The organism is Roseivirga sp. UBA838, assembly GCF_002296035.1.
Classification (GTDB): Bacteria; Bacteroidota; Bacteroidia; order Cytophagales; family Cyclobacteriaceae; genus Roseivirga; species Roseivirga thermotolerans.
The window spans coordinates 12036-38287 of sequence record NZ_DBHC01000036.1 but is presented as its reverse complement, the minus strand read 5'-3'; the positions used below and the strand labels follow the sequence as shown (position 1 = coordinate 38287).

Here is a 26252-nt window from a genome sequence, read left to right as displayed (position 1 = left end):
GAGTGAAATACTTTTCATAGGCGGTTTGATCCTTTGTTGTTAATCGGCCAGTTCTCTAAGGTCTACAGGAACGACTTTTGAAACACCTTGTTCAATCATGGTAATACCATAGATGATATCGGTAGCAGCCATCGTCCGTTTGTTGTGGGTTACAATAATAAACTGCGATTCGGCTGAAAATTTCTTGATGATATTGTTGAACTTATCAATGTTTGCATCGTCCAGAGGGGCATCTACCTCATCGAAAATACAGAAAGGGGCCGGTTTAAGGAGGTAAATAGAGAAGAGAAGCGAGGTGGCTGTTAGTGTTTTTTCTCCTCCCGACAACTGGTTGATGGTAAGAGGGCGTTTGCCTTTTGGCTTAGCCATAATTTCTATTTCAGACTCCAGCGGGTTGGAAGGGTCTACCAGTTTCAGGTCACAATCGTCTTCTTCAGTAAACAGTGAGCGGAAAACGTTGACAAAGTTTTCTTTGATCTTGCCAAAGGCATCCAAGAAGGTGTCACGGGCAACTGTGTCAATTTCATCAATGGTCTGCAACAACGAATCTTTGGCCTCAATCAGATCATTCTTTTGTTCGGTTATGAAAGTGTGACGCTCTTTAATTTCATCGTAGGCTTCCATGGCCATAGGGTTGATTGGGCCAATACGTTCAATTTTTTCGCGTAGTTTGAGCACTCCCTGTTCAATTTCTTCAACCGCGCGGTCATCAGGTTCGGCCTCTTCTCTCAGCACAGCATCAAGGTCTACTTTAAACTCTACCGACAGCCGTTCCTTTACAGCACTCAGCTCAAGTTTGGTTTCATTGAGCTTGTTTTGCTGTTCCATAATGAGCGTATCGGCCAGCTCTCTTTTATGGCGTAGTTCTCTCAGTGTTTTTTCGGCTACATCAATATCGCCTCGTTGTGCGTAGTAGTCTTTTTCGGCCTCATTTACTCCTTTTTCTATAGCCTCTTTTTCATCATACATGGCAATGAGCTCATCCTCATTGTTTTCTGAAGTATCGATGAGTTTTCTTATCTCCAGTTCGTTTTTCTCCAGCTCTTCCTGGTTTTTGGCAATGCGCTGCTTGCTGCTTTCAAAAGCAGTTTGTTTGTAACTTATTTCCTGCTTTATGGATTCTACCCGGTTTTGCTTTTGATGAAAAACGATGTTCTTATCGTTAAAGGCCTGTGATTTTTCAGACAGTCGTTGAGACTCTGTTTTGGCTCTTGCTTCCAACTCGGCAATACTTGCCTCTATTTCCTCAAAAACAGCTTCTTCATCTTCCACTTGTGGACGCAGGTCTTCTAACTGAGTGGTTAGTCGTTCAATGCCCTTGACTATTTCTTCTTTGCGATTGGCATGGCTGGAGAGCATTTGAGAGAGCTGTTCTTTCCGTGTTTTTACGGAAATATACTCTTCATTGATTAGGTTGAATTCGCGCTGAAGTTCTTCTATTTCTGATTTAAAAGAGTTGGATTTAAGTCTGGCCAGTTCCTGCTGTTTTTGGTCGAGCCGATCTTTGATATCAACGCTTTTGGCTTCGAGTTCTTTAATTGTTTTTTGAAGCTTTTCAAGGTTTTTGGCTCTACCTATTCTTTTTCCTTCAAAGAGGCCTACTGAACCTCCTGAAACGCTGAATCTTCTTTTGGTGTACTTGCCGCTTTCTGTAATAAAAATAGCGTGCTCATCCATAGGAATATCTCCGGGGCCACCTTTTACTATGTATACATTTTCCAGAATGTAGCCTATAAGCCGCCTGTATTTGGGATCATATTCAACGATTTCGGTAGCCGGTATGGCATTATCGTAAAGTCTGGAAGGAGGAGCTTCATATTTATCGAATGCATCAAGCACAAAGAAGTTGGCTTTGCCTTTTGATGCATCGCTAAGAATATTTACCGCTTCGAAAGCCTGACGCTCAGTGTCTACTATGTAGTAGTTCATGTAGCCCTCCAGATAGTTCTCAATGGTTACCCTATACTTATCGTCACAGGCAATGATGTCGGAGAGTAGGGGGGCATTCTTATTCCAGTTTGCTTTCTTTTTGAGAAACTTGATGGCTTCCGGAAAACCTTCCAGATTTTCTACCAACGATTTGGTAAGGTTGTATTCGTTGCGTTTACTATCGAGTTTACGGCCTACCTGAGTCATTTCATCGCGCACCATGTCTATGGTTTCGCTGGTGTCTTGGATGGCCTTCAGGTGTCTTTCTTCTTCGGCCTTACGCTTTTGCAAGAGGGCTCCTTTTTCATCGCGCTGTTCTTCCAGTAGGGCCAGCTTCTCGTCAAAGCGGTCGAGCGTTTCAGATTGTTCCGAACTATCGGTTTCAGTCTTTTCAAACTCCGATTTCAGTGTTTGGAGCTGAATTTCCTTGATCTCAATGTCTTTCTTAAGATTGAACAGGCGCTCTCTCTTGGAGGTGAAACTCTTGCGTTGTTCTTCGAAAGCGAGTTGAGCATTTTGGGCCACTTCTTTCTGTTCGGCATATATCTTTTCCAGCGAACGCACCTCTTGCTCAATGATGCCCAGTTCTTTACTGGCTACTTCCAGTTCGTTTTGGAGGCTTTCGAGACTAAAAGAGGCCCTGTCGTTGCTTTTTTTGTCGGCTTCGAGTTGCTCTCGGAGGTTATCACTTTTGTCTTCCAGAAATGTGAGCCTCTCGTTTTTAATCTTGCGCTCGCTCTCAAACTGTCTGATTTTATTGACATGTTCGTTGAGGGTACGCTGCCGTGAAGCAAGTAGTTTTTCTTTGGTTATGAGGTCGGTTTTGCCTTTTTCTATCTGAGCTTCCTGGCTGGCGATCATTTGATTGATTTCCAGCTTTCGGTCTTGCTCTTGCTGAATGGTTTTTTCAAGTTGTTTGAAGCGGTTCGATTTTTCTGCTACCGTTTTTCTGGCCAGCGCAACACTCTCAATTTTGTATTCATCTTTAAGCCGATAGTACTTCTCGGCCTGCTTGGCCTGCTTTTCCAACGACTTAAGGTTTTTCTCTATTTCAAAAAGCAAGTCTTCAACCCTGTCCAGGTCATCGTCAGTATCTTTCAGCTTTTTGAGGGTTTCTTTCTTTCTGGTTTTGAACTTGGAGATACCGGCTGCTTCTTCGAAAAGAGCTCTGCGAGAGTTGTCTTTGTCGTTCAGAATGTCGTCTACCATTTTCAGTTCAATGATTGCATAGCTATTGGATGCTATACCGGTGTCCATGAACAAGTTGGTAATGTCTTTGAGGCGGCAGCTTATACCGTTGAGCAGGTACTCACTTTCTCCTGAGCGGTAGTATCGCCTGGTAATCGTAACTTCGGTATATTCAGTAGGGAGAAGGTTTTTTGTGTTTTTAAATGTGAGAGATACTTCTGCCAGCTGCGTGGGCTTGCGTTTTTTTGTGCCATTGAAAATGATGTTCTCCATCTTTTCTGAACGGAGCATCCGGGTTTTTTGCTCGCCCAAAACCCACCGAATTGAGTCTACCACGTTGGATTTACCGCAGCCATTGGGGCCAACAATGCCGGTAATGCCTTCATCGAAGTTAATGATGACCTTATCGCCAAAACTTTTAAACCCTTTTATTTCTAGCTTGGTAAGTTGCATGAACTGATATGCCTCAAAAAATTAGAGTAGCTAGCAAAATTAAAATTAACACCGACAATTCAGTGGTAATGCGTAAAAAAATGCAGAGAGTTTCGTTGGCCAGGGTGGCTTTGTATGCTGCATGGCTTTTGTAGTTGTCTCTGGCATATTTGCCCCAATTTGCTAGCTTTGCTATTGGCATGGATTTCGACTTCGGTACCTTACTTTACATTGTTTTGGCGATAATCTATTTTATTGTTCAGTCGGGCAGTAAAAACAAGAAGAAGCGTTCAAACCAAAGAGGTGAGCAAGAGGCCTATGAGCCCAGGGAATCGAATAAGCGAAGACCTACTTTCGAGGAATTATTGGCCGAGTTTACAGGCCAGCAGCCTCAGAAAGATCCTGAACCAATAGTTGAGCCGGTAAAGCCCGTGGTTGTAGAAAATGCTTCGCAAAGCAGGCGTTCGGTTTATGAAATTGCCCAGGAAAAGTCTGCTCAAAGGAAGAGGGAAGCTGAATTAGAGGTTCAGCGCATACGATCAAAAACCAGCGATCATCTAAAAGGATATGAGTTAGAGGAAGAAGAGGAACAAACGGAGTCTTCTTATGCTACTATGTTTGAAAACTTGGACGATGTAAAGAAGGCCTTTGTAGCTTCAGAAATATTCCGAAGAAAGTACCACTAAGACTTTTTAAACTCAATTGGCAGTTTGATCACTGAAGTAACGGCATTGCCGTTGGCTTTAGCGGGTTTCCATCGGCTGGAGCGCTGGAGCGCATTAATAATAGCTTTTTCAGTATCGAAGCCCAGGCGGTTGTGGAATTTTAGGTTTTGAATAGCACCCAATTGGTTTACCTCAAACGATACTAAAACTTCTCCTTCAGTGTTGGCTACCTTGGCTGCTTCAGGATACTCAATGCTTTCTTCCAGCATCTGCTTCCAGTTTTCAATGCCAATTTCGGGCATAGGAACTTCCTGCATGCTATTGGCTAATGGTTCTATGGTGTAGTTTTTTACATTTACCTGTTCTACAGGAAGTGCCTCAAAAGAGAAAATAAAGAACAACAAGGCCATCACTGGTACGGGGATGAGCAGTTTCATGTAGTTGGTTCGGGCTACTTTCTTCATCATGTCTAACCGCTTGAGGGTTTTATTTTTACCGAAGTAGCTACCGTATTTAAGTCCCATTTTATTGAACACCGTAGAAACCAGCAAGTGCGCGTACTGGCTATGACCGGTTTTGCTCACCACAGCATGGTCTGCCGCATACTCATGAACTTCCTCTAGCAGTTGCTTGTACAGATACACGAGCGGGTTGAACCAAAAAATAATCTTTAATACCTCAATGAATATGATGTCAAAGGAGTGTTTTTGGTCAATATGAGCTCTTTCGTGAGCGATTATTTGCTCTTTTTGCTCCTCGGTATGCTCCTGAGAATTGTCCCAGAAAAGGTAATTGAAGAAAGAGAAGGTGGGCATAGTGCCATCGGTACTCACCAGAAAATAGTTGTCTTTAAACCGAGTGTTATGTCGTTTATACCAAATTACCTCTTTGAAAGAGCGTATTTGAATAAAGAGTTTCAGCAAGCCGTATACAGCGCCTGTAACATAGAGCATAAGCAGTGCTTCCCACCATAGTAAGAAGGGCCTTTCCGATTGGGCCGTAATTGTATAGGAGTAGGCCTTTTCGGCTTCAATGATTGGTTCGCTACCTACTCCGTTGCCAAACTGATGAATGGAATTGAAGAACCCCGGAGTGGTTGCAGGGTCGTAAGAAAATTCCATGAGAGGGAAAGACACTGACAAGAATAGGGCAGCCAACAGATAGAACCGGTTGTATTGAAAGCTTTTATCGTTTCTGAAAAAGAAATGATATAGCAGATAGAGAATAGCCAAACAAGTGGCTGATTCAATCAGGTAGATCACTCCTTCATTGAGCGATTCCAATAGTTCTACTGTTGGGTGCTTTTTCATTTATTGTTCTTGCTCTTCAGTGTCCAAATCACTTTTTACGTGCTTCATCAAAGACTCAAAGTCTTGAATATCCATTTCATTTTCTTTGGCAAAGAAGGACACCAATTTTTGGAACGATCCTCCAAAGTAGCCTCCTAAAAAGTTCTTTAAGTAGAAGTTGCTATAAGACTTCTTGTCTACTATAGGAAAGTACTCATGGGTTTTTCCATAAGCTTTGTAGCCTACAAATCCTTTCTTTTCTAATATTCTTATTATGGTAGATACCGTGTTGTATGCGGGCTTGGGTTCAGGCATTTTGGCCAAAACGTCTTTTACAAAGCCTTGTTCTATTTCCCACAGTATCTGCATCACTTGCTCTTCAGCCTTAGTTAATTCCTTCATATCGCAAACATTGTTACATACATAATGATCAATTATACAACTATCCGGGTAGTTTTCAAACTAATAGGTTAGTTTATTTTTTTAGAGTTGAGTAAAGGCATAAGCTATAAGATTGGCTCCCATTTGCAGGGCTTTTCTTCTTACTTCTTCCGGGTCGTTATGAATCCGTTGGTCTTCCCAGCCATTGCCTAAATCCGACTCATAGGAATAGAAGCACACCAGTTTGCCCTCATAAATCAAGCCAAAGCCCTGGGCGGGTTTGTTATCGTGCTCGTGAATTTTGGGTAGCCCCTGCGGAAACTCAAACTTTTGCTTATACACCGGGTGGTCGTGTGGTAGTTCCACAAATTCAAGCTCTGGAAATACCTTTTTCATCTCTAGTCTGATGTAGGCATTAAGACCATAATTATCATCAATATGGAGAAAGCCCCCCGAGGTAAGGTATTTTCGGAGGTTTTCGGCTTCTGAAGCACTAAAAACTACATTGCCATGCCCGGTCATATATATAAATGAATAGTCGAAGAGTTCGGGGCTGCCAACTTGCACCACCGCATCGCGCTCATCGATGTTGGTACCCAGTTGTTCATTACAAAACTTGGCCAAATTGGGCAGAGCCGTTTTATTGGCATACCAGTCGCCACCACCTCCATATTGAAGTTTTGCTATTTTGAGTGGCTCTGATTGCCCATAGGCATTAACACTCAATAGAAGGATAAAAAGAAGACCAATTGTCTTTTGCATGAATTTTTGGAGTTGTCTTTACTTGGAACGATTAATTAGAGGTACAGTTTATTATTTTACAGCATCAAAAACCAGTAATAGTTTAGGAAGTGACCCGTAAAGGTTTTGAAAGTTTTGTGGAGCAATTGAAACTGCGGTTGGCCGAACCTCTGCCGGGCAAAAAGGCGCAAGTAGAAATGGCCCCGCGGCCCATAGACGAAAGACGCTTTAATGAAAATCCGGAAAGGCCACCCAGAAAGGGTGGAGTAATGGTGCTTCTGTACCCTGATGAAGGAAGAATTCATGTTCCTTTAATGAAAAGGCCGGTATATAATGGCACCCATAGCGGTCAGGTAAGTTTTCCGGGTGGAGCCTGGGAACCTATGGACATAGACCTAACGCACACGGCACTCCGAGAAACAGAAGAGGAAATTGGTATTCCGCAATCGGCAATTGAAGTACTGGGGCACTTGTCTGAGTTGTTTATTATTGCCAGTAACTTTAAAGTTTTGCCAACCATTGGGGTGGTATACGAAAAACCAAACTTCATTCCTGATCCCATAGAGGTGGCGCGCGTGTTGCCCATGTCGCTGGATGTACTGTACAACGAGGAACAGCGGAAAGTTAAAACCATGAAATTCCCACCATTCACCATTCATTCTCCCTACTACGATGTGCATGGCGAGGTGGTATGGGGTGCCACGGCTATGATGCTTAGTGAGCTAGCCGCCATAATGGAGCAGCTTATTCGGAAATAATGGCTGTGGCTTCTATTTCAACCAGGTACTTGTCATCAATAAACCGTGAAACCTGAACCATGGTGGTGCAGGGTTTTATATGGCCGAATGCTTCCTGATGTGCCCTTCCGATGGCTTCCCATTGTGTAATATCGGTAACAAACATGCGCGTACGCACCACGTCTTCCATACGGGCACCGGCTTGTTCTAAAACGCCTCGTATCTTTTGCAGGGCAAATTTGGCTTGTAAGTAAGGATCGTTTCCGCCAACCAATTCGCCTTTGTCATCGGCTACAGTGCCGGTAACTTCAACTACGTTGCCCACCCGCACAGCTCTTGAGTAGCCTACAACGTCTTCCCAGGGGCTTCCACTGCTGTAGTTTGTTCTTTTACTCATGACTTATTTACAATGTGTTTTAAAATCTTTCGGTACAACTCGTTGGGTTCGAATGGTTTTTGTACAAGAGTAAGAAAGGGCGAATTGGAGAACTCTTCTTCAAACTCTGAAGTAAGGTAGCCGCTCATGGCAATGAGTGGGGTGGTGCTGTTCTTAATCTCAATCTTTCGGATAAGTTCGGCCGCAGCAAAACCCGAAAGAGGTTTCATTTCTATGTCCATTAGCACCAGGTCGTACTCGTTTTGCTTACACTTCTCTACGGCTATTTGTCCATCGCTGGCCTCCTCAAACTGGGCGTTCCAGTTAACCAACAGCCTTTTAAGTACCAGCCTGTTCATGTCGTTATCATCCACTACCAAAACCTTCTTCTGTTTCAGGTCTTTGTCGCGGGTTTGATCCTGAAGATTGACCATGTCAAAAGCCTGATTGATTTTAAAAGACACACTAAAGGAGAGCTGGGTGCCTTCTTCTTCGGCCGATTCAATACGTATTTCGCTTTGCATGAGGCGAAGCAATTTTTGAGTAATGGAAAGTCCTAAACCTGTACCGCCATACTGTCTTGTGGTTTCATTACCAGCCTGTTCATATTCTTCGAAAATCGTTTTCAGCTTGTCTTTGGGTATTCCAATACCCGTATCATTAACCTCAAAGTTTACGGTGGCCACATCGTCTTTCAGACCTTCCAGGCTGGCTTTAATGTGTACGTGCCCCTCATGTGTGAATTTGATGGCATTACCAATAAGGTTGTTAAAGATTTGAGTAAGACGCGTGGGGTCGCCAATCACCCTGTCCGGCATATGCTCACCAATTTCTACGAGTAAGTCTATTCCCTGGCTTCTCGCTTTGTATTTAAAGCTATCGCGAATGTTGCGTAGTAGGTCTATTATGGAGAACTCAATAGACTCCAACACCAGTTTGTTGGCTTCAATCTTATTATAATCGAGCACATCGTTGATGAGTGAATGCAAGCCTTCGGCAGAAAATTTCAGTGCATCGATGTATTCCTGCATTTCTGCATCTTCATTATCCATTTCCATGATGTGGCTCAGGCTGATAATGGCATTGAGCGGGGTTCTAATTTCATGGCTCATTACAGAAAGAAATTCCGACTTAGCCTTAGTGGCTCTTTCTGCCTCTTCGCGAGCAATTTCCAGTGCCTTGTTTTGTTTTTTGATTACCTGAGTTCGGGCAGCTACCAATTCGGTGAGTTCCTGGTTGATGTTGAGTTGTAGGCGTTCGTTGTTCTTTAATTGTAAAATAAGCGACCGCTGAGTTATTTCATGATTTTCGTAATCGCGTTTCAGTTTATGACTTATGCCCAGCGAGAAAGCAATGAGTTCTACAATTAGCCCTGCCTGAACATAAACCGGCACATCGTTAGAGATACCGGTGGCTCGAGAAATAGCCGAAATAAGTACTCCTAATAACATAAGAAAAGTGCCAAGAGTAAAGTACCTGATAATGAGTGTAGACTTTCTGTTAATGGCAATGAGGAACACAATGCCAAAAACGGCCAACACTATCATGGCGTAGATCATTATCTCAACGCTGTTGTGAATGTCTCTGGTTATCCAAAAATAGACGCACACCAAAATAAAGGCCAGGGAAGCAGTCCGGCTCACCCATATGAGGGTGTTGTTCCATTGCGGGTGTGTTTTTCGGAGTTCGAGAAACTCTTTAGCAAACATAAAATAGGCTGCTGCGCTCAGTATAGGTAGCACCCACAAAATGGGTAGTGGGTCTGGCGTTTCCGGGTGAAACCAAATTTCTATAATACCATATACCTGCAGAAAATAGATAAAATTGAGCAGGGCATAGAAGGCAAAGTAGATGAAGACGTTTTGCTTGGTGTAGCCAAAAAGAAAGCAGGAGATGAGCATGATTACCAGCAACAATCCGCTAAACATCCCTTCGAAAAGGTTAATGCTTTCTTTCTTCCTAGTCCATTCCAAATAAGGCTCAAGGCTGGCCCTAAGGTCTATGGGCATGTTATCGGCACTCTGCACTTTCACATACACATGAGCAGTTTTTTGCGGGGGAATGTCCAACAGTACCTTGGTGGTATAACCTTGTGGTATGCTCCTACTTTTGGCAGCAAACTTATAGCCCGTTCGCTGCTCAGTCATTACACTGTCTATGAGAATGTAATAGGTTTCGAAAGGGTTGCTTCCTCCTCGCAGTAAGTGACTCAACCGTTCGTTCGATCGGTTTTGCACCTGATAATACAGCCAGTAAGTACCTTCTTTATTAAAGCGTGTAATAAAACTGCTTTCCAGAAAGTCTTCGGGGGCCATGTTCCGGATATCGTCAATATCCAGGCTATTGGTTTCATCGGTGTAGACCAAAATACGCTGTGGATCCAGTGTCTGGCTTTTGTGCTCATTAAAAATGTGGAGGTTATTGAAAAAAGCCGGCTTGCCTATTAAAGGGGTTGAAGCCCCCCATAGTAGCATGAATGTAATTAAGTACAGTAATTTGACTAACCTCATCAATAGATCTAGTAAAGTGCTAGATTCTTTCTGGCCTGCAAATTACAATTATGAATTTTAAGATGAAGCAATTGCACAAATTATGCTTGCGCAAATTTAATTGCATCGTTCGACCAGGGTGCGCTGCTTTGAATAGCTTCCAGCACTTTAGCCGGGTCTGTAAATTCAGTCCAGATTTCTCTATGTCTTTCTCCCATAAAACCTTCCTCAATAGCCTTGTTAAGCATGTTAAGCAAGGGATCGTAGTACCCGTCCAGGTTGAGAATGACTATTGGTTTTGTAAAAATGCCCAGGCGTTTTAGGGTTATGGCCTCCATGAGTTCCTCAAAGGTTCCACAACCTCCGGGTAAGGTAATGAGTGCATCTACACCAACCATAAACTGTTTTTTGCGCTCGTGCATATCGGCAGTAAAAATAAACTCATTGACATCTTTGTGATGAAACTCTACCTCTTTCATAAAATGAGGCATAATACCAATTACTCTGCCTTTTTCTTCCAGAATAGTATCGGCCAATTGACCCATAAGCCCTCGGGCACCACCGCCATACACCACTGTAGTGTTGTTTTTCACCAAGGCTTTGGCCACCACTTTGGTAGCTTCGAAATACTTCGTGTCAATTTTTTCGCTCGAAGCGCAATACACACAAACCTTCTTGATTTTTTGCATCTTCTACAATTCCAATTTGCGGGGTACAATGTATGGAAAATGTCTAAAAAAATGATACATCCATTGGAATGATTCGACAATGATTGACAATCTATTTTTCATATTTTAACCAAACATTCAATCCAAGAAACTATGAAAAGATTAGTGCTTACCTTTTGTTTGGTATGGTTGGTTTTTGATCAGGCCCGGGCTCAGGGGACTATGCTGCTCCGAGAACCCACCATATCCGATACGCATATTGCATTTGTTTATGCCAACGACTTATGGATTGTTGGTATGGATGGTGGCCAGGCCAGCAGGCTCACCTCCAACATTGGAGGAGAAACTAACCCTCACTTTTCTCCCGATGGTAAACTAATTGCCTTTTCAGGGCAGTACGATGGCAATCAGGATGTCTACGTAATTCCTGCACAGGGGGGAGAGCCCAAACGCCTGACATGGCACCCTTCGGCTGATAACGTAACAGGGTGGACCCCAGAAGGAGAGGTGCTTTTTACTTCTGGCAGAAAGGGGCACCCGACTAAGGAATCTAAGTTTTTTGCCGTTTCACCAGAGGGTGGCCAGCCGCGTGAATTGCCCATACCCAGAGCAGTAGATGGAGAAATATCGGCTGATGGCCGGTGGATTGCTTACCAACAGATTTCTTTTTGGGATCCTGAGTGGAGAAATCACCGCGGAGGGCAGGCCAAGCCTATATGGATTGTTGACCTAAAGAACTATGACCTTAAAATGACTCCGCAACCGGATAGCGAAAGACACACCAGCCCTGTATGGTTGAACGGAGAAGTCTATTACCTATCCGAAAGAGACTTTGCCAACAACATTTGGAAATTCAACCCCAAGACGGGAGAAGAAAAGCAACTGACCTTTCATACCGATTTCGATGTGAAAAACCTGGATGCCGGTGGCAACCGAATTGTTTATGAACAAGGTGGGAGACTTCATTTACTCAATCCGGCTACCGGAACCACGAAGGCACTCGAAATTCATGTGGCCGGAGATATGAATTGGGGACGTCCACGATGGGTAGAAGCGAGTGCTTTCGACCTTCAAAATGCTCAAATATCACCCACAGGTCAGCGGGCTATCTTTGAGTTCAGGGGCGATATTATTACGGTGCCCAAAGAAGAGGGTGCCTGGAGAAACCTGACCAATACGAGTTTGTATGCCGATCGGTCTCCGGTATGGTCGCCCAAGGGAGACAAGGTGGCCTGGTTTACCGATCAGTCGGGAGAGTATCAGTTAATGATTTCAGATCAGAAAGGGTTGCAAAGCCCCAAGCTCATAAGCTTGCCAAACCCTACCTTTTATTTTAAGCCTCAATGGTCGCCCAATGGTCAGTACATAGCCTATACCGATACAGATTATAATATGTGGTATGTGGATGTGGAAACCGGTGAAGCGAGAAAAATTGACACCGACTTGTTTGCTCACCCCAATCGCTCCATGAATCCGGAATGGTCGCCAGATAGTCAATGGATTGCTTATGTGCAGCTTCAGCCTAACCAGTTTAAAGCGGTGAAAGTGTATCATGTGCCTACCGGAAAAACACACTTGCTCACCGATGCCATGGCCGATGCCATATCGCCTGTGTGGGATGCAAGTGGTAAATTCCTCTATTTCCTGGCTTCAACAGACTATGGTCTTAATAGCGGTTGGCTCGATATGAGCTCCTACAACGTACCGTTGAGTTATACGCCTTACCTGATGGTACTTCAAAAAGATGGTAAATCTCCCTTCTTGCCCAAAAGTGACGAAGAGCCGGAGGGTGATAGCGATAAAAAAGAAGCCAAGGAGAAGGTAGAAGTGAAAATTGACCTTGACGGAATTGCCAGTCGCATTGTAGCGGTAGATGTTCCGGCAAGAAACTACACCGAATTGTTGCCCGGTCCGGAAGGCTACTTCTTTTATATAGAGTCTGTTCCCCAGCAGGGAAACAGGTTACAGCGCTACAGCCTTACTGAACAAAAGGCCATTACCTTCTTATCCGGAATTTCCCAGGGGGTGGTTTCGGCCGATAGAGAAAACTTGCTCTATAGAAGTGGAAGCACCTGGGGCATAGTTTCTACCAAAGGAGGGGAAAAGAAAGTGGGTGATGGACGACTTGATATATCGGGTATACGCATAAAGATAGACCCTACGGAAGAAGCCCGGCAAATCCTGAAAGAGGGTTGGAGATTTATGCGTGACTTTCTTTATGTAGACAATACCCACGGTGCTCCCTGGGACGATGTATGGAAGTGGTACGCCCCTTGGGTAGAGCATGTGAGGCATCGTTCTGACCTTAACTACATAGTTGACATTATAAGCGGAGAAATTGCCGTGGGTCACTCTTATGTGTCGGGTGGAGACTATCCTGACCTAACCAGTGACAGGGTTGGACTTTTAGGAGCCGATATAGTGCGCGATCGACATGGCTTTAAAATTGAAAAAATATATACCGGTGAAAGCTGGAACCCTAACCTGACAGCTCCGTTGGCAATGCCCGGTATAGAGATTAAGGAGGGAGACTATATTTTACAGGTCAATGGTCAGGATGTTTCTTTGAAACAGAACTTCTTCAGTTATTTTGAAGGACTTGCCAACCGGCAGTTGACTTTGCTGGTAAATGATAAGCCCACAAAAGATGGAGCTCGCACAGTTTTGGTACAGGCCATAAGCAATGAAAATGGCCTGCGCCAGTTCGACTGGATTGAGGGCAATAGAAGGCTGGTTGATGAACTATCGGGAGGCAAGTTGGCCTATGTATATGTACCCAATACCAGTAATCCTGGTTATACATATTTTAACAGATATTACTTTGCTCAACAACACAAGAAAGGGGCTGTAATTGACGAACGGAACAATGGTGGAGGTTCCGCAGCCGACTATATGGTAGATGTAATGGCTCGTGAGTTGCATGGCTATTTCAATAGCAGGGTAGAGGGTAACACCCCCTTCCCATCGCCCGGAGCTGGTATTTGGGGACCAAAGGTTATGATTATCAATGAGAGGGCCGGATCGGGTGGAGATTTACTGCCCTTTATGTTCCGCCAAATGAAGATAGGCCCGCTGGTGGGTACCCGAACCTGGGGTGGGCTGGTTGGTACCTGGGATACACCACGGTTCATTGACAACGGACGTATGGTAGCGCCCCGCGGAGGTTTCTACAATACTGAGGGAGAGTGGGATGTAGAGGGAGTAGGAGTAGCTCCTGATATTTATGTGGAACAACTGCCTAAATTGGTTATTGACGGAAAAGACCCGCAGCTGGAAGCCGCAGTAAAAGAAGCTCTTAGGCTCTTAGAAACAGAGGGCGTAATCCTGAAGCCCGAGCCACCGGCTCCGGTTCGCTGGAAAAGACCTCTTAAAAAAGGAAACTAAAACCTGATTTCGAAAGAAAGACCTTCATGCGTTGGGAGCCGCTTTAGAGTGGCTTTCAGCTGCATGACCATGAGCTTAATAATACGCATTCCCATACTTCCTGTGGCCCCACTTTGGCCACTTCCTTTAATGCCAGGGCCAAAATCGGAGTATTCAATAATGGTCAGGTTGTTTTCCTTTCTACACTGAATAACAATGCCCTTTTCTAAGGACTGTGGAGTAGAGTGTTTTATGGAGTTAGTGATGAGTTCATTAAAAATGAGAGCCAAAGGTATGGCCTTGTCTATGGGTAGAAAAAGTGCCTTGCACCGAATGGTAAACGGCATGTGGCCATTGCCTTTCTTTAAGCTATTAAACACCAGAGGGACCAGCTCTTCCAGGTAGTCCTGAAAATTAATATTCTTAGAGCTATTAATGCCATACAGCTTTTCATGGACAATGGCCATGGTTTGAATACGATTTCTTAAAGCCGTGTATAACTCATTGTTTCCGTCAGGGTCTTCTTCTTGCTGCAGGTAAATGAGGCCCGAGAGAACCATCAGGTTGTTTTTTACTCTATGGTTGAGTTCCCTGTAAAGCAACTCTTTCTCTTCCAGCGAATGAGATAGCTGTTCGTTGGTACTTTCAATAGCCGCCTGTTGTAAGTTGAGCTGTTGGTTTTTTCTTCGTACCCGTAAAAAAAGTAGCACCACAGTGAGGGTAGAAGCTCCTAAAAGAACACTACTCACCACGGTGTATGCTAGTGCCCTTTCGTTGGCCTCGGCCTTAATTTGTGCCTCTTTAAGGGCCTTTTCGGCCAGCTCTTTGTCGTGAACGGCCTGTAGCTCTTCTACATCTATGGCATATTGGTCGTTCATTAGTTGAACTTTGGAGAGATACGATTTTCGCGATAAGTCATAAGCCTCTTTGTAACGCCCAAACCCATAGAGAATGGTCATTTTAAGAAGGTATAAATCTTCCAATACACCATGCCAGTTATTGGTTTCGGCCAGTTCAATAATGGGAGCTGCTTCTTCCAATGCTTTGTCAAAATAGCCTCTTCGGGCATAGTAGGTGGTTAGATTGTGAATTACCGTAGCTACATCGCGCATGCGGTTGCTTTCTTCCAGTATTTCCAGTGCCTTCTTATAATAGGAGATAACCTTTTCTTCATTGTCAAATTCCGTATGACCATAAGTAAATCCTAACTCATTGTAAATCAGTGCTTCGGTGTAGCTTGAGCATTCTGTGTTGCTAATTTCAAGAGCCTTGTTACAGAAGAAAACAATATTGTCTGTATTGGGCTGAAACTGTGTTTCGCAGGCAGCCCTTCGGCTAAACCAATAGGCAATATTGCAAGGGTCTACACCTCCCTGAGCAATAATTTCTTCGGCATAACCGAGGTGTTTAAACGCCAGCTCTTTCAGGTTTCTGGCCCTGTAAAACTCGGCAAGGAGAGTCTCCGTTTTTGCTATGTTGTTCATGTCGTTTTGCTTGGTGTAGTAATCGAGCATGGCCAACAGGTCTTCCAGCGACTTGCTAAATCGCTGCAGCACTTTATTCATAAAAGACCGCGATTCCAACATGACCATTCGCAGTGAATCATTCGATTGGATCACCGCAGAAGTATCTAGTATCTGATAATAATTCGAGGCTTCTTTGTAGTTGCCGTAGTCAGTGAGCTCAATAGCCCTCTCCAGATTTTTTAGAGTTTTTTCAGTTTCAGTATTACTTTCAATTATTTCTTTTCTCAGTGACTCCTCTTGAGTGTTTGAATTGTAACTCGTTGATATAGATGATGTTAGTGTAGTGAGTGTGAAAATAGACGGAAGTATTAAATAGAACTTTTTAAAGTTTAAGTAGGTGGTAATTTTTCTCTTACTATGGGCTTTCATAGGGCAAATGTGCTGGCAGACTGAAATGTAAAAAAAGAAATTATATTTACTTCTATCAACCAAAACACTGTAATGGCTGCTGGCATGAGCATCACTCTTGTAGAGGATGAGATTATCATAGCTGAATATCTTCGGAGCATTCTGGAAAAGAAAGGGCACGAGGTAAATGTGCTTTTCTCCGGCAATGACGACTTCGCGAAGCATCTGGAAGACTACAAGCCCGATTTGGTATTTCTCGATATCAACCTGGATTCCGAAAAGAGCGGTATAGATTTGGCCGGTATGTGCCAGCAGAGGGGTGTTCCGTTTATATACCTTACCTCATACTCCGATACCAAAACCATTGAAAGCGCCATGCGCTTCGACCCGGTTGCCTACATACTCAAACCTTTTACCGAAGAGGAGGTACATAAAACCCTCAACATTGCCCGCATAAAACTGGCCAAGAGTAAAGGAAACTTCTTGAAGCTAAAAGATGGCTATAACCTTATTAAGATTAGGCATCAGGACATTATGTGGTTAAAGGCCGACAACGTGTATACTGAAATAAAGACTGAGCAAAAAAAGTATGTACAACGTATTGGTCTATCTGAGATTAATGAATTACTTCCGGAAGAGACCTTTTTAAGAGTTCATCGATCGTACATAGTAAATATGGGAATGGTGGACGGAGTAGGGAGTGATCATCTGGAATTGAAGGGAGAAAAGATTCCTATCGGCCGATCGAAAAAGGCCGAAATATTTACACGTTTCAATCAATAGCTCCTTTCTCGACAATGTAGTTCACATACAAACATCGGTAGTTCACAACAATAAATCCTTTTTACACAATAATATAGGCTAGATTTATTCTTGCTTCGCCTGAGCACTCGTAGTGGCCCTTCTGTCTCTACTTCAGATGTAATTCATCGCAACCAAAACATGTAGTATATGAACTCTCCCTTATCACTAAGGAGGGCGAACCGTGCTTGCACACAGGCATCGGATCATCGCTTTACTTATTTTTTACGAGGTGTATTGGGCATTTTTTCTCTTATGCTCATCTCCATTTCCACCCAAGCTCAAGAAGACAACTGGACCCTGCTCAAAGAAAGTGACGGGGTAAAAGTGTTTTATCAGCCAGAGGCTTGTCAGAGCCAGTCGGTTCCCGATCCGCTTCAGGCCGCAACCATCGGGTTTGGCCATCAGACACTGAAGCTAAAGTTTGTCAACTCCAACAGCTCCAACAGATCGGTAACTTTTTCTAAAGTGACTAAAAACAGCAGTAATGAACTGCATTCATTGAGTCTGGCACCGGGCACAACCCTTCTCGATAAATGTGACGAAGCACCCAGGATAATCCTGAATCAGCAAAAGGACGATGACTATCCCGTGGCTTTTTCGGATTACATCAAAGCATTTGAACTGACCATTAACAACTAAGGCCATGAAAAGAATTATACAACTGAATCTAATTCTGCTGATGATTTGCTCATCGGCTTTATACGTTAATGCACAAACTACCTTCCCAATTCTTCCGGGTTCTGTAATGTCTGACTCAGACGATAATGCAGTACTCAGAGGTTGGCTGGACGACCTGGGAATAGCACCCTCCGGTACACTGCTCTACAGAAGATCTCGTGATGGGGCCAACTCGACTGTTTTCCACAACAGGGTAGACGGTCAGGGGCCTACTCTGGTGATTTTCAAACTGAACAATGGAACCGTTTTTGGAGGCTACTCTCCAGAATCATGGTCTAGTTCGTCCGGTGGCTACCGGCACAATCAAGATGCTTTTCTCTTCAACCTGACTACCAACCAACGGGCGAGTACCTATTACCCACAGTACAGCATCTATACTTCCAGCTCTTATGGTCCGACTTTTGGCGGAGGGCACGATATTTTTATTAACAGCACCATGGATGGTGGTTACTTCAATGTGCATAGCTATAACTCTGTAGACGGAAGTGGCTACAGGTCTTCAACTGCACTAAAAGCACTTACCGGTATTAATACTTCCAGCACATATTATAGCTTTTCAAGTGGGTTAATTACCGAAATTGAAGTGTACAAGGTTGAATTCAATAGCTCCGGCCCCATCATACAAGGGCAGGATATAGTGGTTCAGCTAGACGAGAATGGACAAGCTACCATTAGTGCTGAAGACATTGACAATGGAACAACTGACCCTGATGGACCGGTAACTCTTTCCATCGATGTGAATACATTCAATTGCGATAATCTGGGTGGAAACTCCAGCGCCATTAACATGGAAAGCTTAGGCTTTGTCTCCAGAAATGTATACTCACACGGTGGAGGGTACAACCCTCACACCAATGAGTTTTGGTATCCGGGATGGTCCAATAGTACGGTTTACAGGCTTAACCCAAGCGGTAACTTGTTAGGTACCTTTAATTCTGGCCAGACTCAGATGATGCAACTTTGGATGGATCTGAACAGTGAAGATTACTATACTGCCAACTGGAGTTATAATACTATTACAAGACGATCCGGCACCTCTACGGTTTGGACATATAATATGGGTAGAACAGCCTCCTGTGTGACTACAGATGCTGATTATGTCTATGCCTATGGCGTGTGGGAAAACGTGATTCGAGTGCTCAACAAACAGACCGGACAATTCATAAGAAACATTAACCTTCCCGGTACTATCTATACCTGGGGAACAATGGCCGTAGCCAACGGATACATCTATATTGGAGGTAGAGCTAACGGATGGTCAGACTTCCCGAACAACTATCAATACCTGCACCAGTTAGATATGGATGGCAACTATATCACCTCCATTTATACAGGAAGAAATCCGTACAGCATGGCCTTCGATGGAGAGGTAATGTGGATTGATCAGTTGAGCAACAACCCCGTAGGTATTAAAATTGCCAATGGCAATGCGTATGAAGGAGGGGGAGGAAGCAATGCCGTAACCCTTACAGCTACCGACCCGCTGGGCAACTACAGAACACAAACCTTTTCAGTAACTGTAGAAGACAATATTGCGCCAACCATTCAACTCAATGGAGCCTCATCGGTGTTTATAGCGACTGGCGAAACATTCAACGACCCGGGAGCAACAGCTTCCGACAATTGTTCTGCCGAAGTTGAAGTTAGCGGTTCGGTCGATACCAACACCCCCGGTTCTTATACACTCAGTTATAAGGCCATTGATGGCTCAGGCAATGAGTCTGCTGTCGTAACCAGAACTGTGGAAGTGGGAGAGCCCATAACCATTACTCCCTGGAGAATCTCCGATGAGTCTGACGATATAGTTTCAGGAATCTCTCAAGGGTTCAGGGGAGACCCCAATGCCTATCAGTACGCTAATATTCCCCCCACAAGTGACCTCTCATGGCAGGTAGCTCCGCTCGATGGTTCAGGAAATATTCTCTTTGGGAGTGGCAACTCTTCAAAACTTGGGGGGTACCCATGTGGCACAGCACTTGACTTTACCTACTTTGAAACCTTTGTAGATATACCGGCCGATATTCAGTTGAATGAACTCACCGTTACTTTTGGCCAGGTAGATGACGGAGTAAGAGCCTACATCTTTAACTCCGCATACCCCAATGGTACGTATAGAGGAGAGCTGTATGGAGGAACCAATTTCAGTCAAGATTACAGCGATTTGGCAGTGCCCGGAGAATTGAACAGAATTGTCATTGTTCAGTTCGATGATTGCGCTGTAGGAAACAACCTAAGAGATGCCAATATTACCATAAACGGATCGCCTGTTCCGGTAAACAACAGCGCGCCTCCCGTAGCCATAGCTCAAGACATTACGGTGGCACTCGGAGATGACGGTACCTTTAATCTGCAACCATCACATGTCGATAACGGAAGTTTCTCCACACTTGCCGGGCCCGTAACCCTGACTTTAGATCAAACCTATACCTTCTCTTGTGCCGATAATGGCACAACCACTGCTGTAACCCTGACCGCTACCGATACAAACGGGGAGCAAGCCAGTACAACAGCAAATGTGACCATCAATGGTGGGCTAGATACAGATTTAGATGGTATTCCAAACAGTTGTGACCTGGATGATGACAATGACGGAATACTCGACACCGTAGAGTGTTCTTCATCAGTATTCCACTGGTCCAATGCCCCTACATGGAGTTCAGGCCATGGACCAACCGTTGGCCGATCGGCCAGGGGTACCATAAACGGTATTGGTTATACCTATACCTCCAATGTAAACTTCAGACTTACAGGCAATTTGTTTGGCCACCAGAAGTTTCCGAGCGAATTAGAAATACCAAACCAAACTTCTATTCGAAACGATTATGCCTCTCAGAACACACTGACCTTCGATGAACCCATGACCAACCCGGTTCTCGTCTTTGCTTCTATTGGAGGAGGCCCTACCGTAACTATACAGTTCGAAGATGACTTTGATATTCTTTGGATTGAAAGCAACACCACCTCTTATAACGCCCAGGCCAGAACGGTTACGGGTAAAGAAGGCAACGTAGTTATCCGTTTTAACGGAACCTTTAATGAACTCAACTTTGACTACCTCAATGACGAGACATATGTGAACTTTGCTTTTGGGGCAGACTTCTTCTCCCTTTGCGACTTCGATCTAGATGGAATTACCAATAACCTGGACCTGGATTCTGACGGTGATGGTTGTGCCGACTCTGTAGAAGGAGGTCTTGGTTTAGGGCTAGATGCCATTAATGCCGATGGAACACTTTCCGGTTCGGTAGACTCTAATGGAGTTCCGCTTTCGGCCAATGGTGGGCAAGGAGTAGGAACCAGTGCCAGTGCCTCAGCAACCTGTGAGTGCGAATTGGGTATAGACCAAACTGCTCCCAATGTGGTGGGTAAAAATATTTCAGTGACGTTAACTTCTTCAGGTACCGTTTCCATTTCACCTCAAGATGTACTAGACAGCGGATCTGATAACTGTAACCCGGTTACCTATACCCTGAGTCAGGATACCTTTGGAGCCAATGATGCTTCGAATAGCCCGGTTACTGTGCAGCTTACCGGTACAGACCCGGGTGGAAATGCCACCACAGTCGATGTTCAGGTGACAGTTATAGACCCTGTGCCGGTGGTCATTACTAGAAATATTACGGTATTCCTCGATGCCAGCGGACAAGTGACCATTGCCCCCGAAGATGTAGATAATGGGTCAAGCTCGGTGGTAGGACTATCAGGGCTATCGTTAGATGTTAGCTCATTCGATTGCTCCAATGTGGGGAACAATACAGTGACACTTACAGCTACTTCAACTTTAGGAAGTCAGGCTTCAGGAACAGCCAATGTATTTGTTGCCGATGAAATAGCCCCGACCATTACGGTTCAAAACGCTACCGTACAGCTCGATCAGAATGGCTTCGGAAGTATTCAACTTTCGGATATACTTACTTCGGCTACAGATAATTGTGGCATAGCCAGTCAAACAGCAACCGATTTGTCTTTCGATTGTACAGAAGTTGGAGACAATACAGTTACGGTAACAGTCACTGACGTGAATGGCAGGGTTACTCAACGTGATGTTACGGTAACCGTGCTCGATGTGCTGCCAATAATTGCCGAAGAAGACAACTTTACACTGGATTCATGTCAGCCGATTACGTTTACCGTAGCCGATTTGTTAGGTAATGATTCTGACCCTTATGGAGAAACACTTAAGGTAGACTTTGTGGGGCAGCCCAGCAGCGGAAGTATAGTAGACAATGGCAATGGCACCTTTACATATACTCCCGGTCAGTCTACCAACCACACGGCCACAGCCGAGTATATTGTGAAGAGAGATGATGGTACGGTTGTGTTCTCTGGTAACGGACACTTCTATGAGTTTGTAACAGCTCCGGGCATCACATGGTCCGATGCTAAGGTGGCCGCTGAGGCCAGAACTTACAACGGTCAGCAAGGATACCTGGTAACCATTACCAGTGCAGCCGAAAATGACTTTGCCAAATCTAAACTGCAAGGTCAGGGCTGGATTGGCGCCAACGACTCGCAAGTAGAAGGAGAGTGGCGTTGGGTGACCGGCCCTGAAGCCGGTACCTTGTTCTACCGTAGATCTACCGGGCCGGTAAACGGAGCCTATCATAACTGGGCCGGAGGAGAACCAAACGACTATAGAGCCGGAGGATTCTTTGTGAATGGTGAAGATGTGGCTCACTTCCTTTTAGATGGAAGATGGAACGATTACCCGAACAATGTAGGAACAGCTATTGCCGGATATGTGGTAGAATATGGCGGTAATGCAGGAGACTGCGATATTCAGTCGGCCGCCACTGGCACCATTACCTTCGAACTAAACGATGTGGTTGCTCCGATAGCACTTGCGCAAGACCTTACGGTAGATATTGCCAATGGAGGGGCTCTTATTACTCCACAACAAGTGAATGCGGGCTCAAGTGATGCCTGTGGTATACAGAGCCTGTCTCTAGACAAAGAATTCTTCACTTGTCAGGATCTTGGACAAAATACGGTAACTCTTACAGTAACCGATGTGAACGGTAATTCCACCTCAACCACAGCGGTGGTTACGGTAAGAGACGTGACGATGCCATACCTGAATGTGATTAATAGAACCTTTGGCCTCGATGAAAACGGACAGGTAAACATTACACCGCAAACCATGTACAACTCGTCAAATGACGATTGTGGAGGACCGGTAGTGGTGACCATCGACAAGAGTAGTTTCGACTGTTCCAATATTGGCGATAACATCATCACCGTCACCTCAACAGATGAGAGCGGAAACCAAAACATTCAGCAGGCCATACTTACCATAGTAGATGCAGCTGAGCCGGAAGTTGTGGTGAGAGATTACCTATTGGTAGAACTTGACGAAAACGGAAATGCCAGCATTACACCGGCCGATTTAGACCTGGGAAGTAATGATAATTGTGGTATCGATCGACTGGAAATCAGCCAGTCTACCTTTACGTGTGCCGATGTAGGAACCCTGGTGGTTACTACAAGAGCCTATGATGTGAATGGTAATATGGATGTAAACAGAGGCCAAACGCTGGTTGAGGTGAGAGACGTTACCAACCCGGTTGTACAGGTCAATGACATAACCGTTCAGTTAAACAGTCAGGGTGTGGCCACCATTACCCCTCAGCAAATTGATAATGGTTCTGCCGATGCTTGTGGTATTGCTACGTTGGCTCTTGATAAAACCAATTTCGATTGTTCCAATGTTGGGGCCAATGCGGTTACCCTTACCGTTACCGATGTAAATGGCAATGCAAGCACCGCTACTGCTACTGTAATAGTAGAAGATAATATTGCTCCGGTGGTAATTACTCAAGACGTCACAGTGGAGCTCGATGCCAACGGTACGGCTTCAATAACTACTGCGCTCATAGATAATGGTTCGAGTGATGCCTGTGGTATTGCTACAATGACGCTCGATAAAACAAGCTTCGACTGCTCCAATGTGGGAAGCAACACGGTTACACTCACCGTTACCGATACTAACGGCAACATGAGTACTGCCACGGCCACCGTTAGCGTGGTAGACGTAATTGCTCCAACAGTGTTTACTCAGAATCTAACAGTTTATTTAGATGAAAATGGAGAAGCCGGTATTACTCCAGAAGGAGTAGACAACGGAAGTTTCGACAACTGCTCATTTACCCTGAGCCTAGATAAGCTAAGCTTTGACTGTAGCAATGTAGGAGAAAACACTGTGAGCCTTACAGCCACCGATGCCTCCGGAAACACCACCACCGCTCAAGCTATCATAACAGTAATAGATAACATTCTGCCTACCGTTGTTCCGCAACACATTGATGTGTTCCTCGATGAGCAGGGAGCAGCCTCTATTGTGGTGGCCGATGTTGATGGAGGTACCTTCGATAACTGTGGAATTGCCTCGCTTACTATCGATACGTCTGGTTTTGGTTGTGAAGACCTGGGGCAAAACAATGTGACCCTCACTGCAACCGATGTAAATGGCAATGTCAATACCGGAATAGCTATTGTCACAGTGATTGACAACATAGCACCAACGGTAAATGCCAATGATATAGCCCTAGAATTGGATGAAAACGGTCAGGCCAGCTTTACTGCCGAAGACGTACTCATCTATTCAGAAGATGATATCGAAAGACCTACCGAGTGTGACGTAACCGATGCCACAGACCACGGTATGTTCCTTAAAAAGTATGTTCCGGGCAATGCCGGCAATGCACCAATTGTGGGTATTAATACCGATAATGTGCTCAATGGACAGGCTTCGCACTCAAGCTCCTGGAACAAATGGAAGAAGAAGTGGAAAGGTAAAAACGGTAGTGATGATGACGATGACGATGATAAAGGTGGAGATAGCGATGATGACGATGGAGGGAAACCAAAAGTAAAAGACGCTCGATTCACATTTACTTCGGCAGGAGTGCTTACCAGACAACTCGATGGTACAGCTACTGTAACAGGAGTATTGCAAAACCTGAACGATGCTACCGACCAATGGGAAGTAACTCTAAACCTGAGCCAGGGATATAACTGGCAGGAGTGGAGAGCCATGGGCAAAACATTCAAAGGCGACTGGTGGACTGTGTGGGATAAGTACAAAGATTGGACCTACTTTGAACTTCTTTCTGGCCAGTTGGTAGGGCAAGGAAGAAATGCCGGAGAGGTGATGCCTCTTGAAAATGGAAACGATAAATTCGGATTCCAGCTTGGAGATGGGGCCAACGACAAAGATGCTGATTATGGCATGTCGGGATGGATTAACTATACCAATCTCAAAGGCGAAAAGCAACGTGGTGATTTCAACTTCGATATAGCCAACTGTGGTCTGGTGCCGGTTCCTGACGGAACAGTATACACCAGCGACAATTGTAGCATTGCCTCAACGGCAGTAGATGTATCAGACTTTACCTGCCTGCAGTTGGGCACCAACACGGTCAACGTTTCTGTCACAGATCAAAGTGGTAACACTACCACAGTTCCAATAACAGTTACTATAAACGATTATATAGCTCCGGTGGCTGTGTCGCAAAACATAACCGTTGGTTTAGGAGCCGATGGCACCGTGGTGGTAGATCCGGCCTTGCTCGATGGAGGCAGTACCGATAATACAGACTGTCCGCTTACCTTTAGTATAGACAGAGACACCTTTAGTTGTGACGATGTGGGCAAAGGAACCTACTATTACGAAGCAACTGAAGGCGACAGTCATAAGAACAAAAAAGGTAAAGGCCATAACTATGGCGATGATGATGACGACAATGATCCGGGCAACGGATATGCCTGGGGCCATAAGAAAGGCACAAAGAAGAAAGGACATAAGGTAACCCTTACTGTTACTGATGCTGCCGGTAATTCTTCCAGTACCACGGCCTACATCACTATAGTAGATGATCTCGCGCCCGTGTTCTCTTCAGAGCCTGCCACAATTGTAGTGTACAATGAGGAGTACAGAAAAGGACGGAAGGTATATACCAAAGAACACACAGAGTATCTGAAAGATAAGGACGTGGAGCCTTTGGTGTCAGACAACTGTGGTGTATACAAAATCTACTTCGACAAGAAACGATTTGGTGTGGCCGATGCCGGAATGAATCAGGTGGCTGTAGCCGCCAAAGATAAGGCCGGCAATATAGGATATGGCCAAATCAATGTAGAAGTGATTGATATTTCTAACCTGGGTAAGTACATAGAAATGTGCTACAAAGGCAGAAAGCTAGTGGTTAAGCGCAACAAGGTGCAAGACATGATAAGAAGAGGCGCTACTCTGGGAGCTTGTGACTCCGGAAATATAATGACAGCCAGTGAGTTTACGCTGGGTGAGCCGGCTCAAGAAGAGCTATTTGTGCCGGAACTCAAACTGGAAAGTTATCCTAACCCGACCAGAGGCGTTACAACGTTTAAAATTTCCAGCAACGTAAGTGGTTCGGCCCGTATGGCGCTGCTTTCTACTTCTGGCATAGAACTGGAAGAAGTATTCTCCGGTGAACTCGAAGCCAATACGGAGGTAGAAGTAGGCTACGATGCAGGGCAACTGCCAAGTGGAATGTATATAGTAAGACTGGTGACGGCCGGTCAGGTAAGAAATCTGAAGTTGATGGTTGAGAAGTAACTGTCATACTACAGTGTTTAGGTGAAAAAGAGCCCCGATGGTAAC

General features: G+C 44.7%; 14 protein-coding genes. 6 read left to right on the top strand and 8 right to left on the bottom strand.

Annotation, left to right across the window (positions count from 1 at the left end; translation table 11 throughout):
* Positions 1-39: 39 nt before the first annotated feature.
* Positions 40-3570 carry a chromosome segregation protein SMC gene (gene smc / locus B3O12_RS13000; protein ID WP_286756587.1) on the bottom strand — a complete coding sequence of 1177 codons (3531 nt, stop codon included), beginning with the start codon at positions 3568-3570 and terminating at the stop codon, positions 40-42.
* A 179-nt stretch (positions 3571-3749) separates the two neighbouring features.
* Between smc and B3O12_RS12995 the strand changes: the two genes are divergently transcribed.
* Entirely contained in the window at positions 3750-4235 is a 486-nt protein-coding gene (locus B3O12_RS12995) for a hypothetical protein (protein WP_286756586.1), read from the top strand.
* Here the strand turns inward: B3O12_RS12995 and B3O12_RS12990 are convergent.
* The 3 genes from B3O12_RS12990 to B3O12_RS12980 all read right to left on the bottom strand — a co-directional run bounded on the left by B3O12_RS12990 (position 4232) and on the right by B3O12_RS12980 (position 6646).
* Complete coding sequence (locus tag B3O12_RS12990) at positions 4232-5524, bottom strand: M56 family metallopeptidase (protein WP_286756585.1); 1293 nt, start codon at positions 5522-5524, stop codon at positions 4232-4234. The two genes, B3O12_RS12995 and B3O12_RS12990, sit on opposite strands and share 4 nt — an antisense overlap.
* Positions 5525-5905 carry a BlaI/MecI/CopY family transcriptional regulator gene (locus B3O12_RS12985; RefSeq protein WP_189630880.1) on the bottom strand — a complete coding sequence of 127 codons (381 nt, stop codon included), beginning with the start codon at positions 5903-5905 and terminating at the stop codon, positions 5525-5527. It lies immediately after the preceding gene.
* 81 nt (positions 5906-5986) lie between these two features.
* Positions 5987-6646 (bottom strand): DUF4159 domain-containing protein, encoded by a 660-nt coding sequence (locus B3O12_RS12980; RefSeq protein WP_286756584.1) that lies wholly within the window; start codon positions 6644-6646, stop codon positions 5987-5989.
* A gap of 89 nt (positions 6647-6735) precedes the next feature.
* On the opposite strand from B3O12_RS12980, the gene B3O12_RS12975 reads away from it, so the two are divergent.
* Positions 6736-7383 (top strand): NUDIX hydrolase, encoded by a 648-nt coding sequence (locus B3O12_RS12975; protein WP_229838698.1) that lies wholly within the window; start codon positions 6736-6738, stop codon positions 7381-7383.
* Here B3O12_RS12975 and B3O12_RS12970 read toward each other — a convergent pair.
* From B3O12_RS12970 to B3O12_RS12960, 3 genes are all read right to left on the bottom strand, one after another.
* Positions 7370-7759, bottom strand: a complete 390-nt coding sequence (locus B3O12_RS12970) for a RidA family protein (protein WP_189630882.1) — start codon at positions 7757-7759, stop codon at positions 7370-7372. The two genes, B3O12_RS12975 and B3O12_RS12970, sit on opposite strands and share 14 nt — an antisense overlap.
* On the bottom strand, positions 7756-10212 hold the full coding sequence (locus B3O12_RS12965; protein ID WP_286756583.1) for a hybrid sensor histidine kinase/response regulator: 2457 nt from the start codon (positions 10210-10212) through the stop codon (positions 7756-7758). The genes B3O12_RS12970 and B3O12_RS12965 overlap by 4 nt, the downstream gene beginning before the upstream one ends.
* Before the next feature lie 116 nt (positions 10213-10328).
* Positions 10329-10916, bottom strand: a complete 588-nt coding sequence (locus tag B3O12_RS12960; RefSeq protein ID WP_189630884.1) for a TIGR00730 family Rossman fold protein — start codon at positions 10914-10916, stop codon at positions 10329-10331.
* Between the two features lie 132 nt (positions 10917-11048).
* On the opposite strand from B3O12_RS12960, the gene B3O12_RS12955 reads away from it, so the two are divergent.
* Positions 11049-14279, top strand: a complete 3231-nt coding sequence (locus tag B3O12_RS12955; RefSeq protein WP_286756581.1) for a S41 family peptidase — start codon at positions 11049-11051, stop codon at positions 14277-14279.
* Here B3O12_RS12955 and B3O12_RS12950 read toward each other — a convergent pair.
* Positions 14276-16153 carry a sensor histidine kinase gene (locus tag B3O12_RS12950; RefSeq protein ID WP_286756580.1) on the bottom strand — a complete coding sequence of 626 codons (1878 nt, stop codon included), beginning with the start codon at positions 16151-16153 and terminating at the stop codon, positions 14276-14278. The genes B3O12_RS12955 and B3O12_RS12950 overlap by 4 nt on opposite strands.
* An 84-nt stretch (positions 16154-16237) precedes the next feature.
* On the opposite strand from B3O12_RS12950, the gene B3O12_RS12945 reads away from it, so the two are divergent.
* The 3 genes from B3O12_RS12945 to B3O12_RS12935 all read left to right on the top strand — a co-directional run bounded on the left by B3O12_RS12945 (position 16238) and on the right by B3O12_RS12935 (position 26207).
* Positions 16238-16915 carry a LytR/AlgR family response regulator transcription factor gene (locus B3O12_RS12945; RefSeq protein WP_286748136.1) on the top strand — a complete coding sequence of 226 codons (678 nt, stop codon included), beginning with the start codon at positions 16238-16240 and terminating at the stop codon, positions 16913-16915.
* A 168-nt stretch (positions 16916-17083) separates the two neighbouring features.
* Complete coding sequence (locus tag B3O12_RS12940) at positions 17084-17575, top strand: hypothetical protein (protein WP_189630888.1); 492 nt, start codon at positions 17084-17086, stop codon at positions 17573-17575.
* 4 nt (positions 17576-17579) lie between these two features.
* On the top strand, positions 17580-26207 hold the full coding sequence (locus B3O12_RS12935; RefSeq protein ID WP_286756579.1) for a TLD domain-containing protein: 8628 nt from the start codon (positions 17580-17582) through the stop codon (positions 26205-26207).
* The last annotated feature ends 45 nt before the right edge of the window (positions 26208-26252 follow it).